The organism is Leptospira jelokensis (assembly GCF_004769635.1).
GTDB lineage: Bacteria > Spirochaetota > Leptospiria > Leptospirales > Leptospiraceae > Leptospira_A > Leptospira_A jelokensis.
The window spans coordinates 18,610-35,650 of sequence record NZ_RQGH01000009.1 but is presented as its reverse complement, the minus strand read 5'-3'; the positions used below and the strand labels follow the sequence as shown (position 1 = coordinate 35,650).

The 17,041-nt window shown below is 38.6% G+C and carries 17 protein-coding genes; 5 read left to right on the top strand and 12 right to left on the bottom strand.

Features of this window, described 5'->3' with window-relative positions; all coding sequences use genetic code 11:
* Window positions 1-167 precede the first annotated feature (167 nt).
* The 3 genes from EHQ62_RS03255 to EHQ62_RS03245 are packed head-to-tail and all read right to left on the bottom strand — an operon-like array spanning window position 168 to window position 3,425.
* On the bottom strand, window positions 168-728 hold the full coding sequence (locus EHQ62_RS03255) for a lipoprotein signal peptidase (protein WP_135640814.1): 561 nt from the start codon (window positions 726-728) through the stop codon (window positions 168-170).
* 25 nt (window positions 729-753) lie between these two features.
* Entirely contained in the window at window positions 754-2,388 is a 1,635-nt protein-coding gene (locus EHQ62_RS03250) for an ABC1 kinase family protein (protein WP_135640813.1), read from the bottom strand.
* The gene (locus EHQ62_RS03245; RefSeq protein WP_135640812.1) at window positions 2,385-3,425 is read right to left on the bottom strand and encodes a Gfo/Idh/MocA family protein; all 1,041 of its coding nucleotides are present in this window, start codon (window positions 3,423-3,425) and stop codon (window positions 2,385-2,387) included. The genes EHQ62_RS03250 and EHQ62_RS03245 overlap by 4 nt, the downstream gene beginning before the upstream one ends.
* 127 nt (window positions 3,426-3,552) lie before the next feature.
* Here EHQ62_RS03245 and EHQ62_RS03240 point away from each other — a divergent pair, with 127 nt between their 5' ends.
* Genes EHQ62_RS03240 through EHQ62_RS03230 form a run of 3 tightly spaced genes read left to right on the top strand, consistent with a single transcriptional unit; the run spans window position 3,553 to window position 6,491 of the window.
* Window positions 3,553-4,857, top strand: coding sequence for a UDP-N-acetylmuramoyl-tripeptide--D-alanyl-D-alanine ligase (locus EHQ62_RS03240; protein ID WP_244241612.1), 1,305 nt, complete (start codon window positions 3,553-3,555; stop codon window positions 4,855-4,857).
* 30 nt (window positions 4,858-4,887) lie between these two features.
* Window positions 4,888-5,397, top strand: coding sequence for a 5-(carboxyamino)imidazole ribonucleotide mutase (gene purE / locus EHQ62_RS03235; RefSeq protein ID WP_135640810.1), 510 nt, complete (start codon window positions 4,888-4,890; stop codon window positions 5,395-5,397).
* On the top strand, window positions 5,394-6,491 hold the full coding sequence (locus tag EHQ62_RS03230; protein ID WP_135640809.1) for a 5-(carboxyamino)imidazole ribonucleotide synthase: 1,098 nt from the start codon (window positions 5,394-5,396) through the stop codon (window positions 6,489-6,491). The genes purE and EHQ62_RS03230 overlap by 4 nt, the downstream gene beginning before the upstream one ends.
* A 9-nt stretch (window positions 6,492-6,500) precedes the next feature.
* Here the strand turns inward: EHQ62_RS03230 and murC are convergent, their stop codons facing one another.
* From murC to rsmH, 7 genes are read right to left on the bottom strand one after another with little or no spacing between them, the layout of a single operon-like run.
* Window positions 6,501-7,925 carry a UDP-N-acetylmuramate--L-alanine ligase gene (murC, locus tag EHQ62_RS03225; protein WP_135640808.1) on the bottom strand — a complete coding sequence of 475 codons (1,425 nt, stop codon included), beginning with the start codon at window positions 7,923-7,925 and terminating at the stop codon, window positions 6,501-6,503.
* Window positions 7,926-7,938: 13 nt separating this feature from the next.
* Window positions 7,939-9,024, bottom strand: a complete 1,086-nt coding sequence (locus tag EHQ62_RS03220; protein WP_135640807.1) for a UDP-N-acetylglucosamine--N-acetylmuramyl-(pentapeptide) pyrophosphoryl-undecaprenol N-acetylglucosamine transferase — start codon at window positions 9,022-9,024, stop codon at window positions 7,939-7,941.
* Window positions 9,021-10,169 carry an FtsW/RodA/SpoVE family cell cycle protein gene (locus EHQ62_RS03215; RefSeq protein ID WP_135640806.1) on the bottom strand — a complete coding sequence of 383 codons (1,149 nt, stop codon included), beginning with the start codon at window positions 10,167-10,169 and terminating at the stop codon, window positions 9,021-9,023. The genes EHQ62_RS03220 and EHQ62_RS03215 overlap by 4 nt, the downstream gene beginning before the upstream one ends.
* A complete protein-coding gene (mraY, locus tag EHQ62_RS03210; RefSeq protein ID WP_135640805.1) occupies window positions 10,169-11,281 on the bottom strand; it encodes a phospho-N-acetylmuramoyl-pentapeptide-transferase in 1,113 nt (370 codons plus the stop codon). The genes EHQ62_RS03215 and mraY overlap by 1 nt, the downstream gene beginning before the upstream one ends.
* Before the next feature lie 10 nt (window positions 11,282-11,291).
* Window positions 11,292-12,818: a UDP-N-acetylmuramoyl-L-alanyl-D-glutamate--2,6-diaminopimelate ligase gene (locus EHQ62_RS03205; protein WP_135640804.1), complete on the bottom strand. Its 1,527-nt coding sequence runs from the start codon at window positions 12,816-12,818 to the stop codon at window positions 11,292-11,294.
* Entirely contained in the window at window positions 12,815-13,171 is a 357-nt protein-coding gene (locus EHQ62_RS03200) for a hypothetical protein (protein WP_167482833.1), read from the bottom strand. The genes EHQ62_RS03205 and EHQ62_RS03200 overlap by 4 nt, the downstream gene beginning before the upstream one ends.
* Window positions 13,159-14,103, bottom strand: a complete 945-nt coding sequence (rsmH, locus tag EHQ62_RS03195) for a 16S rRNA (cytosine(1402)-N(4))-methyltransferase RsmH (RefSeq protein ID WP_135640802.1) — start codon at window positions 14,101-14,103, stop codon at window positions 13,159-13,161. The genes EHQ62_RS03200 and rsmH overlap by 13 nt, the downstream gene beginning before the upstream one ends.
* A 72-nt stretch (window positions 14,104-14,175) precedes the next feature.
* On the opposite strand from rsmH, the gene EHQ62_RS03190 reads away from it, so the two are divergent.
* The gene (locus EHQ62_RS03190) at window positions 14,176-14,688 is read left to right on the top strand and encodes an HIT family protein (RefSeq protein WP_135640801.1); all 513 of its coding nucleotides are present in this window, start codon (window positions 14,176-14,178) and stop codon (window positions 14,686-14,688) included.
* Window positions 14,689-14,693: 5 nt separating this feature from the next.
* Here the strand turns inward: EHQ62_RS03190 and EHQ62_RS03185 are convergent, their stop codons facing one another.
* Window positions 14,694-15,590: a CheR family methyltransferase gene (locus tag EHQ62_RS03185; protein WP_167482832.1), complete on the bottom strand. Its 897-nt coding sequence runs from the start codon at window positions 15,588-15,590 to the stop codon at window positions 14,694-14,696.
* A 34-nt stretch (window positions 15,591-15,624) separates the two neighbouring features.
* Here EHQ62_RS03185 and EHQ62_RS03180 point away from each other — a divergent pair, with 34 nt between their 5' ends.
* Window positions 15,625-16,371, top strand: a complete 747-nt coding sequence (locus EHQ62_RS03180; protein WP_135640800.1) for a menaquinone biosynthetic enzyme MqnA/MqnD family protein — start codon at window positions 15,625-15,627, stop codon at window positions 16,369-16,371.
* A 1-nt stretch (window position 16,372) separates the two neighbouring features.
* Here the strand turns inward: EHQ62_RS03180 and EHQ62_RS03175 are convergent, their stop codons facing one another.
* The gene (locus EHQ62_RS03175) at window positions 16,373-17,011 is read right to left on the bottom strand and encodes an LIC11874 family lipoprotein (protein ID WP_135640799.1); all 639 of its coding nucleotides are present in this window, start codon (window positions 17,009-17,011) and stop codon (window positions 16,373-16,375) included.
* Window positions 17,012-17,041: the final 30 nt, after the last annotated feature.

The following is a 17,041-nucleotide window of genomic DNA, read 5'->3' as shown; positions in this document are numbered from 1 at the left end:
AGGAACGGAAAACTTTTTAACTAAAAAAAGGAAAACCAGTCCCTCTAACAATGACAATTATCTAAAAAGAATCAAAACGAAGAAGGAACCCCAGGAATTGGAACCTAATTCCAAGGGATCCTTGGCTGAACGAAAGAAGGAATGCGTTTTCTCGATTCCTCCTTTGGTTATTTTTTATCCATCTCCTTCCAATCCATGGTAAAGAGTAAAATGACAATACCAATGGAAACACAAGAATCTGCGACATTGAATGCAGGCCATCTGGTAAACAGTAAAAAGTTTGGCCAATCGAAATCCAAAAAGTCAACAACACCGATGAATTCTATCCCTGGTTTTTCAGGTGTGAATCCAAATCGAAACCCACTGCCTGGGATTTTCACAAAAAATTTATCAATAAAATTTCCGAAGGCTCCGGCCATCACAAAATTCCATCCCCATACATTTCCCAAATCAGAATTTTGCCATCGGTAAAAAATCAAAAAAACAATGGCAAAACCTGTCGCAAATAAAGAAGGTAAAGCATTGTCTTGGAAAAGGCCAAAAACAAAACCTGTGTTAAACGTAAGTGAGAGTCTAAAAAAGTCCCCAAGGACTGAGATACTTTCATCAGCGGACATTTTTACGATGATAATGTATTTTGTAAGTAAGTCTAAAAATAGACCAAAAGCAACAAATGCCAAATAACCAGGCTTAAATACTGAAAAAAAGGGAATGTTAGGTAATTTCATAAAGATGGTGTTTGAATTTTTCCGTTTATTTTTGTTTCCAATAACTTAGACTCGATTTAGCAAGAGACCAAAAACTAAGTCCTGATAGTATATAAAATATTATGCTTGGTTCTTTCCAGAATTTTTCCGCATAATACATTCCAAAAAAGAAAAATAATGATCCGAGAACTCCAAAGGTAAATATTTCCCTCAATCTGAGTTCATCCGTTTTGGTTTGGTTTTGGTTCGTCAATTCACCTCGGTTCCATTTGTAAAGGAATTCGTTTAGTTCTTTTGGTAAGGAAAACAAACTTGTTAAAAATTCTTCCCCTTCATCCTTCCAGAGGCGTTTGAAACTACTTCCCTTTAATACAATTTGTGAAAAAGGTTTTTCCGCATATTCAATCATGGAACGGGATGGATCCAAATAAGAGGAATTTCCAAGTAATAAGGCAAGCACTCGGTGCAAACTGAGGAAATTTGGAGGCAGTTTCAAACTCGATAACAAGCGTTTCAAACTGACTTGGATTTCTTTTAAAAATCGTAAGTCTTCGCCTGGCTTCAGAGTCTCAAAACTTAAATTACGAAAATGATTGGTATCTGCTAAAATGCGGTTTAGTTTTTCAAGTGAATACTTTACGATTTGTGTTAATTCTTCTTTCGACAAAGTACCTGTTACAGCACCAAGTGCTACCAAGGATTCCGAAACAAGGTGGTAGTCTTTTCGCATTGCCCCAACCAAAATACGTTCCAAAATTTGGGTTTCTTCTTCTGAAATGGATTGGACCGCACCAAAATCGATCAAACAGAGTTCTCCCGTTTCCATAAAAATCAAATTTCCAGGGTGTGGGTCAGCGTGAAAGAAACGATACTCAAAAATCATCAGGATGAAAGCGCGTATTAATTTTTCTAAATGAGGGCTACGTTTTGTTGGTGCTAAGTCCAATTCCAATTCGTAAATTTTTTTGCCTTCGACGAACTCAGTCACGAGTGTGTGGCGGTTACAAAATTCTTCGACTGGATTTGGAATGTAAAAATCTTTTTCGAGTGCAAACAACTGTTTTAAGATTTTTAAATTTTTAAGTTCGGTTCTCAGGTCGAGTTCCGCATGGATCATTGATTGTAATTGTTCGACTACTTCTTTCCCAGAAACTTTTACCACAAATCGATCCACAAACCAAATGACCTTTGATATTGTTCCGAGATCAGATTTCGCAGTTTCCTCGATGCCTGGGTACAATGTTTTGATTGCTACTTTTTTTTCTTGGTAATAACCAATATGAACTTGGGCAGTTGAGGCACTGGCATACGAATTCGTGTCAAGGGAATCAAAAATTTGGTGTAAGGACTTTCCAAAATCCTTTTCCCACCTAGCATTGATTTCATTAAAATCTCTAGGAGGAATTTTATCTTGTAAATCTTGTAACTCCCATAAGTATTCCTCAGGCAGGATATGGAATAAATTGCTAAGGAATTGGCCAATTTTAATGTAAACACCACCTAATTGGAAAAAAAGATGTTTCGTTTCGATGCCTTTCGTTTTTAGAAACTGAATTCTTTTTGTTTGGAAGTTTTCTTTAGAATGGATTCGTTTCGTAATTTTTGATAGAACTAAGTATTGAAAATAGGTTTTGAGAACAAAAAAATAAATGGAAATGGAACGATTTTGTTTTGGGTTCATTTCGGAAACCTGTAAATGGATTCAATACTTTCTAATATTTGCACATTCTCTCCAATGGTTCCTTCCATATGTTTTGACTTACCTTGGATTACATTTACAATTTCGGAATAAATTCCTAAAAAAGCATTCGAAACTTCAGGTTTCGGAAAACCTTTGGGTAGATAGGACTGCAAGCTGTGAAATCCTTTGTACAATTTGGATGGAATGGAACGATAGAATTGGAACCCATCATTTGAGCAAATGATCCGGTGGGAATCTGTATGGAGATCAAGTTCAAATTGGAAGTACTCACGACCCCCTGAAACATCCAAATTGATTTCCACTTGGTTTTTTGTGCGAAAATTTGCAAATGCTCTTGTTTCCACGAACCCCTTTTTAGGACGTTCTAGAGAGGCATGGATGAGTTTGGGTTTTCCCACCAACCAGTGGATTAAATCGACAGCATGGGTTCCGTCATGCAATAATGGTCCACCACCAAACTTAGAAAATGCGATACCAGGATTTTTGGCAGAAGTGAATACGGAAGCTCTAATTGATTTTAAAACTCCAAAACTACCTTTTCCTATTTCATTTTTGACAAAAAGGTAACTAGGGTGGTATCTCCTTTCGTGGTTGATCCAAAGTTTGCATCCCTTTGCCTTTGCCATTCTTTCTAGGGATTTTGCTTCTTTTGCATCCATCGCAACAGGTTTTTCAATGAGTACATGTTTGATTCCGGAAGCCATACAAAGTTTGGCAAAAAATCCATGAGTGAGACTGGGTGTTGCGACAACTGCAAGGTCTGCGTTTGGAAAAACAAAACCGGATGGAAGTTCTTTTGGTAAAACTTGTGCCTGCTCCTTCCAAGTTTTTGCAAACTCCTCACATGTTTCTCGTTTTGTGTCATACCCAGAAATAAAATTGAAGTTTTTTTTCCCCCATGGAGAAGAGATCACTCCCATATGGGTACAAGGTTTTTTGCGGTATGGATCCTTTTCCAGTTTTGAGGCAATCCTTCCTAAGCCGATGAGAATCACATTGATTTTGGGTGGTTTCATGTAAGTTTTTCTTTAAAATCTATCTTTCATCCGAAAATCTGGCTTAGAAGCTATGATCGCACCATTTGAATATTCCCTGTCAACTATTCTAAGTTTGTTTTCCTCGAAACCTGATTGGGAAAACCCTTTGAATCCAAAATTCCAATGGATTTCCACCTCATCAAGAGAGATCAAAAAAAATACACTTTTTGTTCCCTTACGTGGAGATCGGGATGGTCATGAGTTTATTTTGGATGCCTTAAAAAATGGTGCCACAGGCTTTTTGTGTGAACCAAACCACCCAGTCCTAAAGGTTTTACCCACTGCAGATCAAAAAAAAGCAATCTTTGTAAACGATACGCTGCATGCTCTGGGAAGACTCGCAAACTACCACAGAAATCGTTTTTCTCCAATTCTCATTGCCATCACTGGTTCATCCGGAAAAACAACAACAAAGGATTTGTTAGGTGGCCTTTTTGGATTTTTAAATCCAAAAACCTTGGTTGTGACCGAAAAAAATTTTAATAATGAAATTGGAGTTCCGTTCACTTTGTTTCGGATCACAGAGAACACACGTGTTGTCATCTGTGAAATGGGAATGAACCATAGAGGTGAAATCAAAAGACTTTCTCTCATTGCAGAACCCACTCATACACTGATTACCAATATTGGTTCAGCCCATATTGAAAATCTAAAATCTAGAAAAAACATAGCAGAAGAAAAAATTGATATCATCTCGGGCCTAAGACCTGGTGGTGTACTCTTTGTACCTGACGATCTAGATTTTTTAGAGCTTGCAAAGGTTAGGACAAAACAAAGCAAACGAAACCTTATGATTTGGAAACATACCAAACAACCAGAACTCAAAGTGAATTCTGTTAAAAAAAATGGATTCATCCTTTCATGGAAAAATGAGTTGGTCCATTGGAACATCCCTGGCCAAAAATTGTTGAGTAATGTCAGAGGGATGTTTGCAGTTGGAAATTATTTTGGCATTTCAAAAAATCAAATCTTAAAAACAATCACTTCCTATAAAAGCCCGAATAAACGTTTGAATATCACCAAAGGATATTATACCATCATCGATGATTGTTATAATGCGAATCCAGAGTCTATGTCCTCTAGTATCGATGCCAGCTTACAATTTGCTGAAAATAAACAAATTGTATGGGTGCTTGGGACGATGAAGGAATTGGGAACCTTTTCAAAGTATTACCACGAGCAAATTGGAAAAGAACTCAATCAAATTGGAAAGGGAACTTTACTCGGATTAGGTGAAGATACACTTCCTATGGTAAAACAAGTAAATGGAGGAAAACATTTTTTAGATAAAAAAGCACTGATCCAATTCATCAAAACCGAAATCCCAAAACATAGTGTCATTCTCGTAAAGGGTTCACGATCTATGAAAATGGAAGAAATCGTTTCGGAACTCCAAACATTTAAAGGTTGAAAGGGAGAGAGGCTTTTTTAGATTCAACGTATGACAAACCAAATACCTAAAGTAGCCGTGATCATGGGCTCCTATTCTGATTGGGAAACCATGAAGGAAACATGTGAAATCCTTACAGAATTTGGTATTCCTTTTGAAAAGGAAATTGTCTCTGCCCATCGTTCTCCAGAACGTATGTTTGAGTTTGCAAAAAATGCAAAAAACAATGGATTTGGTGTGATCATTGCGGGCGCGGGAGGCGCTGCCCATCTACCTGGGATGACCGCCTCACTTACCACCTTGCCTGTATTAGGTGTTCCCGTACTTTCCAAGGCATTAAATGGAATGGATAGTTTACTCTCTATTGTACAAATGCCTAAAGGTGTACCTGTTGGTACACTTGCCATAGGCACAAGTGGCGCCGCCAATGCTGGATTACTTGCTGTCAGGATTCTTTCCATCACAAGTCCAGAGCTTTCAAAGAAACTAGAGACATATGCGGAATCGAACCGAATCGCAGCGCTCTCCAAAAATGACCAATTGAATCTGGATGCCCAATGAAAATTGGTGTTTTGGGTTCTGGCCAACTTGGCCAAATGATGTGTTTGGAAGCCATTCCACTTGGGTATGAATTTTATAGTTATTCCCCCGATCCCCATTCCCCTTCAGAAAAAGTAGGAGCAAAAGGTACCATCGCCCCTTACGAATCTAAAAAAGAGATCAAAACTTTTTTAGAACAAGTGGATATTCTTAGCTTTGAGTTTGAGAACATACCGAAGCCAACTTTGGAATACTTAAATGAACAAACAATTGTGAATGTATTCCCTCCACCAAAAGCCCTAATCATTGCCCAAGACCGTTTTTTGGAGAAATCACATTTTCGAAAATTAGGATTTCGCACGGCAGAATTTTTTCACCTTACTAAAAAGACTTCACACATAGAAGTGGCTATCGAATTTCCGTGGATCATCAAAACATTACGGTTTGGATATGATGGCAAAGGCCAAGTCAAAATTAAAAACAAAACCGAATACGATGCATTTTTAATTTCTGCATTTCCATCTGAAAGTTCCGAATACTTGATTGAGGAAGTGATTCCATTCCAAAAAGAGATCAGTATCATCCTCACTCGTTTTCATAATGGTGACATCGTTTGTTACGGTGCAGTGGAAAACGAACACAAAGACCATATCTTGGATCTGTCTATTTTTCCTGCAAGGATTCCTGTGAGTTTAAATTTGGAAGCAATTGAAATGGCATCCAAACTTGCTGAGTCCTTGCAGTATGTGGGAACCATGGGTGTTGAGTTTTTTTTAAAGGACAATTTATTGTATTTAAATGAATTTGCACCAAGACCACATAACACTGGTCATTACACACAAGATTGCCAAAGTTTTTCACAATTTTATTTGCATGTACAAGCCATTACTGGCAAACTTCCCCCAACAGATGTTAGGCCAAAGCCAACTCTTATGAAAAACATTCTTGGGAATTCGTATCAAGAAAGTTTAAAAATTGCGGATGAATTGTTAAAAGATGATCGTTACCGACTGCATTTGTATGCAAAAGAGGATGCAAAACCAGGAAGGAAGATGGGTCATATGAATTTTAAAGGAAATTTAGAAGAGGTGAATCCCCTTTTCCATGAACTGTAGCGAAAAAATTCACCTGGCTTCGGGTTCTGATAGCAAACTTACACCCCAGTCTCTCACATTCCCTGCACCTAAACACAAGAGCAGATCTCCTGGTTTTAAATTTTGTTTTAATATTTCTAAATCTGCCGTGAGTTCCCCACTTAGCATTTTTGGAGGATTTGCCTCTAAAAATGGTAAAAAACTCATCGACGTGATTCCTGGTATTGGAGTTTCTCCTGCCGAATAGATAGGCAGTAAATATAGAAAGTCTGCACCTAATAGTGAATTTGCGAGGTCTTCTAATAATAATTTTGTTCTCGTAAAACGATGTGGTTGGAACAGAACATGGAGTTTGCCTTTGGTTGCGTGTTTGTCTTTCAAGGATTGGATGACCATTTTGATTTCCGTAGGATGGTGGCCATAATCATCTACCACAGTCACAGCTTTCCACTGGCCTAAGATTTCTTGGCGCCGTTTCACTCCAATGTAACGCGAGAGGATTGCAATGGAATCATTTGGACTGATACCAATCCTGAATGCACAAGTGAGTGCCACAAGTCCATTGGTCAGGTAATGAACACCAGGGTATGGCAATGTTAATCGATACGTTTCATTTCCTAATTGAAATGTTAATTCGTCCTTTCCTAATTTGTAGAGAATCGTTGTGATTTGATTTGCCCAATGGTTTTGTAAATTTTGGAACCACTCTTCTTTTACAATATCTTCTGTGACGAGAAGGCTTATGTGGAATCCTTTATGAAAAGCTAAGTCTTTGTGTTTTGATTGCAGAACCGCTTTGATTCCAGGGTCACCACAAAAGAGAATGGTTTCTCCGGCTGATTGGAATCCCATGTATTCAAAAAATGCATCTTCTAACCTTTCTCGAGTTTTATAGTAATCAAGATGGTCATTGTCAATATTCGTGAGGAGTCTATATTCCGCTTTATGCCCAAGGAAGGTCCCATCAGATTCATCTGATTCATAAACAGCAAAATTTCCAGATCCGATTTTTCCACCACGTTTTTGAAGTAAACTTGTATCACCGCCAATCATGATGGTCGGATCAAATCCCTTTTCTGTTAGGATTTGGGATACCATTGTGGTTGTGGATGTTTTCCCATGGCTACCGGCAACAGAAATAGATTTTTGTTTGGATACAAGTAAGTGCATAAACTCAGATCGATGTTTCAAAGGAATCCCAAGTCCCTTGATAGTATCAAAAACATCTTTGTGTTTATCATTGATCGCCGAACTATAGACAACCATTTGCATTCCATCCAGAGGAATTGTTTCAATCGAATGGTAAATGGTGCTTCCCCGTTCTTGTAAAAATTCAGTGGCTTCCGAACTTTTTTTGTCGTAACCGATGACTGGGATTTCTAAGTCGAGGGCCATATGGGCAAGACTAGACATCCCACTCCCACCGATTCCTAAAAATAATATCGGACCTTTCACTTGTTACCCTGTCCTACTTTGCTTCAGAAAAAAAATAGGAAACGGTTTGGTAAGCGGCATTTACATTTGACAGAGCCAAACTCACGTGACCCATTTCTCTTAAAACTTCTGAATGGTCTTTCCAAGACAATAAATACTTAACAAGAGGTGTTGGGTCATCACTTGTAGAATGGATGGTGACTGCTGCCCCTTCTTTCTCTAAATAATCGGCATTCGCCTTTTGGTGGTTATCTGCGGCAAACGGATATGGGATAAGGATCATGGGCAATCCAAAAACCAAACACTCTGCTACGACCCCAGCTCCTGACCTTGCCACTACTAAATTGGCCCATTCGTAATTAGGTTTCATATCATTTGCATAGGATATGATCTCTGCACCATCATTTGCCCGACTTTTTGTTTCTTCATAAAGGTTTGTTCCAGTCAACAATCGAAATTTATATTTGGAGGCAATTTCAGAGTTTTCCATTGTTTTAAGAATCATCTGGTTTAATTGCCTTGCTCCTTGAGAGCCACCTAACACAAGAACGTTGATTGTATTCTTTTTTCCTTCATGGAGATTTTCATTTTGTCTGATATTTAAATGTTCAGGAATGACACGACCACGGATTGGGTTTCCAATCGTTTTGCCAGGGATTTGGAACTCTTCGGCTAAAGGAAAACTAAAGGCAATTTTTTTGGAGAATTTGGAGAAGACCCTCGTGATTTTTCCTGGAACACAGTTTTGTTCACATAAATACAATGGCTTACGAAATAAAATGGCATAAAGGATCGCAGGTAAACTTGAATACCCACCCATGCCAATGACTGCGTTCACGTGCAAACGTCGAAATTGTAAGACAGTTTTGATAAAAGGGATCAAAAATAAAACTGGATAGAAGATTGTTTTTAGACCACCTAGTTGTGGTACATTGTGCCATAATACTTCACAAGGTGGTTGCAAAAGATCTGGGTTATTTTTGTTTCTGACAAGAGAATGGATGTAAACGTTTTCAAATCCAAACACATTTGCTTTTTCACTTAAAATTTCGGCAAGAGCCACTCCTGGAGAAATATGACCTCCAGTCCCACCCGCTGCAATTACGACAGATCCACTCATACGACCAAATTCTCTTTACTTGTAATGTTGGCAAGAATTCCGAAGAGGATGAAAATTGTAAGCAGTGACGACCCACCATAACTCATAAAAGGAAGGGAAATCCCTGTCACAGGTACAATCCCTGTGATCACAAATAAATTTAAAATGGTTTGGAATCCAAATAGAATGAGAATCCCTGAACCCAAAAAAAATCCTAGTTTGTCTTTCGTTCGTTCTAATAATAAAAAGATACGCACCATAAGAAAGATTACGACGAGGATAAAAAATAGGAACCCAAGAAATCCAAAATCTTCGACAAAGGATGATAAAACAAAGTCTGTATGGCTGTACGCGAGATATCTGTGTGCATAACCTGTTCCAACAGCCTTCCCTGTTGTTGACCCATCAAAAAAAGCCCGAAAACTAGTGACCAATTGGTGGCCTTCATCAAACCGGAATTTATAAGGATCAAGCCAAATCTCTAAACGTTTTTTCCGGTAACCTACCTGGGTCACAAGTACCACAAGAAGTGGAATCACAGAAGCACCTAAAATAAAAAGTCGTTTCAATGGAAAACCAGCTAGCAAAACAAAGAAAAATAAAACTAAAAGTAATTCAACAGTGGTTCCAAAGGCAGGTTCAATCACAATGAGTAAAAGTGTTAAAAAGATAACAACGAGTGAGATGATTTTTTTTCTGTCCCATTTGATTTTCTTAAAATCAAAATTATAAAAAAAATAAGAGGAAAAGAGTAAGATACTAATTTTTGAAAATTCAGAAGGTTGGATTTGGAATCCTGCGATTTGGATCCAACGATTGAAACTCCTACCATAACTGGTTCCTACTGATTTGCCGAGCCCTGGGACAAACACTGCAACGAGTAATAGCAAACTCAGTAAGGAAAATACAAAAGACCACTTTACCAAAAACTGATAGGGAATCTGACAAAAAATGAGGAATAAAAAAATTCCAATCCCACCCCATAACAGTTGTTTTTTTAGATAATAATAAGAATCTGAAAACTCGCGTTCCGCAGGAATGACAGATGCACTAAACATCACAATGATGCCGATTCCAAATAATAAAAACATCGAAAATAATAATGGTCCATCAAACCTTGATGAACCAATTCTCAATATGGATTTTATGGAACGAATCAATTCCATTATTGGATTTTTAATGTTGAAAGTGTGATGATCGCGAGGATGATTCCAATGATCCAAAATCGGATCACAACTTTTTCCTCTGACCAACCAATGAGTTCAAAATGATGGTGGAGAGGAGCCATTTTAAAGATACGTTTTCCAGTGAGTTTAAAAGAACCAACTTGTAATATCACACTCACTGCTTCCGCAACAAAGATTCCACCTAGGATCACGAGTAGTATTTCTTTTTTTAACATGATGGCCACTAAACCCAATGTGGAACCTAAAAAGAGTGAACCAGTGTCTCCCATAAATACTTGGGCAGGGTGGCAATTGAACCACAAAAAACCTAATAAGGCACCTGAGAGTCCTGCAAGAAAAACAGAGTATTCGTGGGAACCAGGAAGGTAAGGAATGTGTAAATAATTTGCAGCAGAAGGTGTACCCGATACATAGGATATCAAGGCAAAAGTGGCTGTGGATATTACAACCGTTCCCGAAGCCAAACCATCCAATCCATCGGTCAAATTCACGGCATGGGAACTACCGATTAACACGAGTATAGCGAATGGTACTGCAAGGAATCCTAAATTCCAAACTGGTCCCTTTACAAAAGGTAAAAACAAATCAGTAATGGTAAATACAATCCCTTTGTTTCCATTTGTGTTGGATTTTCCCGTGAAATAAAAATATAAAGTGGTGATGGTCACGGCAAAAACAATGGTCACAATGAATTTCGTACGGGCCCGCATCCCTCCTTTGATTTTTTTCACCGATTTCATATAATCATCTGTAAATCCAAGTCCGGCAAAAAGGATCGCAGAAACCAAAAGTAAAATCACATTTAAATTGGATAAGTTTCCCCATAACAGTGTGGAGATGGTAAGAGATAAAATCATGATCAGTCCACCCATTGTCGGTGTTCCCGATTTGGTAGCATGGGATTGTGGCCCATCATTTCGTACAGACTCACGAAATTTCAAAGACAATAAAAAGGAAATTAACGATTTTCCAAAGATAAAGGTGATGAACATGGATGTGAGGCCAGCCATCATTGCTCGGAGTGTTACATAACTAAACACTCGTAAAAAACCATAATCATTACCAAATGATTCATAAATCCATTGGAACATACTGTATCCTCTATCTTCCGCTATTCAAATTTATAAAAGCTTTCTCTAATTCTTCAAAATCAACAAATTTTGTTTTTTCTTTCCCGATGATTTGGTAGGTTTCATGCCCTTTGCCTGCTACTACCAAAATTCCATCTTTATCGAGAAGGGAAACGGCTTTATCAATTGCAATTTTTCTATCCGTTATTTTTTCATATCGTTTGAATCCTCTGGAAAAACCTGACTCGATTTCATCCAAAATGGATTCAGGATTTTCCGTTCTAGGATTGTCAGAAGTGAGGATCACATAATCAGCGTAAGTTTCTGCAATCTTTGCCATTTGTGGGCGTTTGGTTCTGTCCCTGTCCCCACCACACCCGAACAAACAGATGAGTTGTTTTGGTCCGATTTCTACACAACTTTTTAAGATGTTCTCAAGGGCATCTGGTGTATGGGCATAGTCGACAACCGCGATCCTAGAACGATCTGGATAAGGAACCACATGGAATCGACCTGGAACTGTGGGAATGGATTCCATTGCAGAAACTACTTCTTCCCAGGGAAATCCTAATTCATAGGCAATGGATAAGGCAAAGGCTGTGTTAAATACATTAAAATTTCCAAGTAAATTGGTACGAACACTTCGTACTTCAATAAATGGTAGATTTTTCTCTTTCTTATGGAAACGGTATTCACTGCCGAGTAAGGATAATTTTGTATTACTATAATGGAATTCGCCCGATTTTCCTAAGATATATATGGGGGATTTGAGTTTGGCCTCTCTGATTTTTTGGATCATCCGATCACCAAAGGAAACATCTCCTGCCACAAGTCCAAATTTGTTTTTGACTGATGATTGTTCCAGGAGTTGGAAAATTTTAAATTTGCTTTCGAAGTAATCTTCCATACTTTCATGGAAATCTAAGTGGTCTTGTGTAAGGTTCGTAAATCCAGCGCATGTGATTTCCACACCAGCCACTCTCCCTAATTTCAATCCATGGCTACTCATCTCCATAAACACATATTCCACACCTTCTTCTAACATCTCCTTTAGTAACAAGTTAAGTGAAGAAGCGTCAGGTGTTGTGTACCCTGATTCTAAGATCCGGTCTAATATTTGGATTTGGACAGTTCCAATCAGTGCTGCCTTTTTCCCAAGTTTTCTTGCGATATGAAATAAAATAAATGTGAGGGAAGTTTTTCCATTTGTGCCAGTGATCCCTATAACTTTTAATTTTTTAGAAGGATAACCGGCTAATAACGAAGCGATCTTTCCATGAAGGTCACCTAACGAGTCTTCGGATTCCAATATGGTGGTTATTGACTCCAAACCTTTTAATTTGAAATGTCGTTTGGAAACCAAAATCGCTTGGCAACCCTTTTCCTTTGCCATCTGGATGTACGATTCTAAAACTTCTTCTTTCCCATCAGGTAAAACAAAAAGATCTGAACTTGTTAATTTCCGGCTGTCTGCCCAAATGTAATGGATGTCTTGGCCTACTTCACCTTGGATGAGTTTGATTTCAGGAATTTTTTTTAAGATATCTGCGAGTTTCATGGTTTCACTTGGGATGGTGATTCTGGAATGGGAGGTAATTCAATGGTAACGGTTCGGTTACCCAAACTGATTGGTAAAAATTGGTAGGTCCTTCGGTATAAAGTTTCAATGCGTTCCGCGGAAGTGTAGGATACAATTCCAATTTTGAGTTCGTCATTTTTTCGCTTTAACTCTTCTTTGGTGGCACTCCGTTCATGGATTGTCCTTTGCAGTTTTGCTTTCTCTAAACCTTGCCACACATGAAAGAAAAAAAAACCAAGGAATGGAAAAAGGACAAACAAGGATTGGATTGGCTCCAAAAAATCAAATACCAATTTTGGCATCGATTTGATTGAATGTGTCATTTTTCCCATCTACTTTCTTTTATCGGATCAATTTTCATTAGCCCTCTTAATTTTGCAGACCGAGAAGCTCTGTTTTCTCTGATTTCCTGGTCGGTGGGTAAAATGGGTTTTTTGGTGAGGATTTCAAAATGGTCAGTTGCTTTTAGATCCCGAAAGGTCCACTTCACAATGCGATCTTCCAATGAATGGAAGGAGATACAAGTAAGAACACCTCCAATCTTTAAAACCTTTGCTAAGGCACGAATCCCTTTATCAGCATGCAAAAGCTCTTCATTCACTTCAATCCTTAGGGCCTGGAAGATCCTTGTGGCGGGGTGGGATTCTTTGGGCCAAAATTTCCTCGGAATGGATGCTTCCACAAGTTTGGCAAGGTCAGTACTTGTTTCAAATTTTTTTTTGTGTCTCGTCTGTACGATGTTATTTGCAATTTTTAAAGCCCATCTTTCTTCTCCATATTCCCAAAATACTTTTTTTAAATGGAGGATGGAGCTATAATTCACGACATCGGCTGCCGTTTTCATCCCTACTTGTGGTTCGAGTCGCATGTCCAAAGGTTCTTCATTTTTAAAGGTAAATCCCCTTCCTGAATGTAAGAAGTGGAAGAGAGAAACTCCAAGGTCCACAAGTGCCCCATCAAGGCCTTCACAACCAACTTCTGAAAGGATCGACTCATCCACCTCGGAAAAGTTCATTTGGAAGGCATGGACTCTTTCAAGGGAGCCAAGTTCCCTTTGGATTTCTTTTTTTGCTCGTTCCAGCATCACAGCATCACGGTCGATTAGGATTAATTTTGCTTCGGGGAAGGTTTTGAGTATGAGTTTGGAATGACCACCTTCTCCTGCCGTTCCATCCAGAAACCATTTTGGATTTGGGTTTTTGGTCTGTTGTAAGAGGGCAATGACTTCATTTGGGAGGACGGGTATGTGGGGAGATTCTAACACTGTTACTTTCTTACTGTATTCCTGTCAAAATCCTTGCAATCCTTTAATCCTTCCCCGAGATTGAAAGTATCGATGAGTTCCTTCGAAGAACATTCCATACGTAAAAACCTATTTAGTGTTGGGAAATTGGGATATGCCAAAGGGGACAGACCCAATGTGGAATGCATCCTATGTGGGGTTAGGGATCGAAATGAAATTGTCCCGAACCTCACCATTGCAGAAACAGATCTATCCATTGTTTCCATCAATTTATTTCCTTACAACCCTGGGCACATCATCATTTTTCCTAAGCGCCATATCATCAGTTATTTGGAACTTACAGATGAAGAAGCCTTGGACATTCATCAGTTAACCCAAAAAACCATGCGGATTTTAGAGAAACAGTGGAAGGTGCAAGGGTTTAATACAGGTTATAATCTTGGCAAAAACAGTGGTGGTTCCATCCCCCATATCCACGAACATATAGTTCCTAGGTTTCCCAATGAAGCGGGTTTTCTTGATGTTTTATCCAATACAAGGATTGTCATCTACGAACCTTACCAAATGTGGGAAGACCTAAAAAAACTTTGGGTGATGGAAGACTAATCCAACTATACTTTCTTTTGGTAAATGGTATGACCAAGGAATTTGAATTGGTCTGAGATCCCAAACATGGTTTCTGAATGGCCAAGGATCAAATACCCTTTTGGTTTTAAACTCACTTCAAAATTTTGGAATAAGGTTTTTTGCGTGGGTTTGTCAAAGTAGATCACAACATTCCTACAAAAGATCAAATCAAGTTTGTCTGTAATCGGAAATGGAAAATGCAGCAAATTGATTTGGCGAAAGTCAACAAGTGCCTTAAGGTGAGGTTTCACTTCAAAGTAAATATGGTCTTTTTCTTTGAATTCGTTAAAATGTTTTTTCTTTAAGGCCTCGGAGACAGGTTCCAACCGATCATCCCGGTACACTCCCTTTTTTGCAGTGGTTAAGACTTGGGTATCAATGTCTGATGCATAGATTTTACAATTCCAACCGGGTTTGTTTTGGAAATAATCATACACAGTGATGGCAATGGAATATGGTTCTTCACCCGTGGAAGAAGCCGAACACCAGATCCGTAATGATTTTGGAGCACCTGATTCTGCGACAAGTTTTTCCAATTGAGGGAAATAATCATTTTTTAAGAATTCAAAGTGATGGTTTTCACGGAAAAAATCAGTTTTATTCGTTGTTATGCGATTGATGAGTTCCTGCATCTCTTGGGTCGCAAAGTTTTGATCTTGTTTCAGTTTTGCCACGTAGTCTTCAAAACTAGGAATCCCAAGCGTACGTAACCTTGCATTCAGCCTAGATTGCACCATGATCTTTTTGTGTGGAGCGAGGAAAATTCCTGCTTGTTTGTACACTAAATTTTTGATGAATTCAAACTCGGCATCACCGATTGTGTTTAAAGATGTTCGAAAGTCCAATTTGCCCTCACGAAGATTCAACAGAGTTTTTTCCATCTGACAAGTTGTTTTTTCCAATAAAGGTTCATTCATGAAGATTGGCATCGTAAAACACCTAAATGCGCGCCCGCTTACCCTCTATTTTGAAAGGTCTCCTGAATTTTTTCCCGTATATGAGAACCCAAGTGTCCTCATTGAGCTCTTAAAAAAGGGCGAACTCGACTGTGCGCTTGTGTCTTCCATCGAATGTATCCGGAACGAAGACAGGTTCGACCATACCAAAATTGTAGGTGTTTGTGCGAAGGATATCGTTCGCTCTGTTTTATTTTTCCAAAATGAAAAGGAAACAGGGGTTCCCAAACAAGTTTTTACTGACAAAGGCTCAAGGTCGAGTGTTTGCCTTTTACAGTGTTTATTCCACTTGGAATATGGAAAAACCGTTGAAGTGATCCCAACCGATGCAAAAGAGATTTCGGAAATGATGGAAAAAGGGAATGGTTCCCATTTGTTATTTGGTGACCATGCACTCCTCCAAACCCCAGTCCCCGGTTACCAAGTTGTGGACCTCGCGGAATGGTGGAATCGGATCACAGGTCTTTATTTCTGTTTTGCGTTTTGGGCTTATCCAAAAGGGAAACGCTGGGACAATCAGATTTTTTTGACGGCTTTGGAATATGGGTTAAAAGAACTTCCGAGTATCATCAGTGAGGAAAAACGATTGCCCATTGCCATCACGGATCGCTACCTAAAACAAGAGTTACACTATATTCCCGAAAAAAAGAACTTGGATGGGTTTCAACTTTTCGTCAAAACTGCAAAAGAATTGAACTTACTCTAAATTAAAAAAAACGGATTTTGTATTCCCAAGATTTTGATTCCGGGTTCTCTAAGGTATCTTGCAAAGGGATTTGGTACACCAAATTCCCAAGTCCAATAAAACCTCTGTTAGAACTGCATTCGGAATCTTTTGGAAATAAAACTTTAAATTGAATTTTCCCTTCTCGGAGCAGACGGGAAGTTTCAGAAATGATTTTTTTCTCACCTGCACTCGAATCAAGAATGGCATTGTCAGTGAGATTCGGAAAATCTCGTTTCACTGAAAGTGAACGAGGTTTTGTTTTGATTGTAAAGGTTCCAATGAGGACGCCTTCCAAATGTGTTGGGTCTTCAAAGTCAAGTTTGTATGAAACTTTTCCTTTCCGTTTGAAATACATGTCGGTTGTTTCCGATTTCTCTAATTCACGAAAGGTAAAATCCCTTACCTGTAAATTGTTGTTTGATTTCTTTTTAACGGATGTTAGGATTTCGTCTTTTGAAGTTGGTAAAAATTTAACGAGAGATTCATTGGAATCTTTTTTGAGAGGTACGGTATAGGATATTTCAACCGTACCTGAACTCAATTTGCGAAAGAGAATGGTCTCTTCGTATTCAAAACATCCATAACAAAAAACGAGTAAAAATAAAACAAAACGGAACACACCCTAGACTTCCCCATAGAGAAAATCTAG

Bases quoted from the DNA above. Each gene is read 5' to 3' on its own strand.
- EHQ62_RS03255 (WP_135640814.1), bottom strand. From the start codon at position 728: ATGAAATTACCTAACATTCCCTTTTTTTCAGTATTTAAGCCTGGTTAT.
- EHQ62_RS03250 (WP_135640813.1), bottom strand. From the start codon at position 2,388: ATGAACCCAAAACAAAATCGTTCCATTTCCATTTATTTTTTTGTTCTC.
- EHQ62_RS03245 (WP_135640812.1), bottom strand. From the start codon at position 3,425: ATGAAACCACCCAAAATCAATGTGATTCTCATCGGCTTAGGAAGGATT.
- purE (WP_135640810.1), top strand. From the start codon at position 4,888: ATGACAAACCAAATACCTAAAGTAGCCGTGATCATGGGCTCCTATTCT.
- EHQ62_RS03230 (WP_135640809.1), top strand. From the start codon at position 5,394: ATGAAAATTGGTGTTTTGGGTTCTGGCCAACTTGGCCAAATGATGTGT.
- EHQ62_RS03220 (WP_135640807.1), bottom strand. From the start codon at position 9,024: ATGAGTGGATCTGTCGTAATTGCAGCGGGTGGGACTGGAGGTCATATT.
- EHQ62_RS03215 (WP_135640806.1), bottom strand. From the start codon at position 10,169: ATGGAATTGATTCGTTCCATAAAATCCATATTGAGAATTGGTTCATCA.
- mraY (WP_135640805.1), bottom strand. From the start codon at position 11,281: ATGTTCCAATGGATTTATGAATCATTTGGTAATGATTATGGTTTTTTA.
- EHQ62_RS03205 (WP_135640804.1), bottom strand. From the start codon at position 12,818: ATGAAACTCGCAGATATCTTAAAAAAAATTCCTGAAATCAAACTCATC.
- EHQ62_RS03200 (WP_167482833.1), bottom strand. From the start codon at position 13,171: ATGGGAAAAATGACACATTCAATCAAATCGATGCCAAAATTGGTATTT.
- EHQ62_RS03190 (WP_135640801.1), top strand. From the start codon at position 14,176: ATGAGTTCCTTCGAAGAACATTCCATACGTAAAAACCTATTTAGTGTT.
- EHQ62_RS03185 (WP_167482832.1), bottom strand. From the start codon at position 15,590: ATGGAAAAAACTCTGTTGAATCTTCGTGAGGGCAAATTGGACTTTCGA.
- EHQ62_RS03180 (WP_135640800.1), top strand. From the start codon at position 15,625: ATGAAGATTGGCATCGTAAAACACCTAAATGCGCGCCCGCTTACCCTC.